General features: G+C 27.7%; 1 protein-coding gene. It reads right to left on the bottom strand.

Going from position 1 to position 437, the window contains the following annotated elements; genetic code table 11:
- Window positions 1-437: hypothetical protein (locus tag ACQRD5_RS17225; RefSeq protein WP_427747121.1), on the bottom strand; the 437-nt coding region annotated here is incomplete at both ends.

The raw sequence follows: 437 nt of genomic DNA, 5'->3' as shown, positions 1-437 counted from the left end.
ATTTCCTGAAAACTCACCTATACTATTATTAGATACTAGTATTTCATTAATTTGACTAACATCTACACCCTTTAATGCTTCTGATACAACAGCATCTAAATACCCAGTAACTTGTATAATAGTTAATCTTTCAATATCAGGTAAGAATGTATATCCTATATCATCACTATAAAGAAATACCCCAGTAGATTTATACCTAACTTTTATTATTTGGTATTCATTAAATACTGTTTCATCTGTGTAATCTTGCCAAGTATCTCCATAATCTAAACTATATTCTAAATTAGCAGTTTTACCTTCTAAACGCATTGTTTCATTATTCCTACTTAAAGTCGCTGTGTCTGGAGTACTAGCTTTCTTTATATCTATAGTAAATACATAACTAGAACCTACTAATCTTACTTTTATATCATCATTAACATTTATAGATTTTACTT

It is taken from the genome of Clostridium sp. SGI.024 (assembly GCF_050315195.1).
Lineage (GTDB): Bacteria > Bacillota > Clostridia > Clostridiales > Clostridiaceae > Clostridium.
The sequence above is the reverse complement of the archived record's forward strand: the minus strand, read 5'-3'. Positions and strand labels throughout refer to the sequence as shown.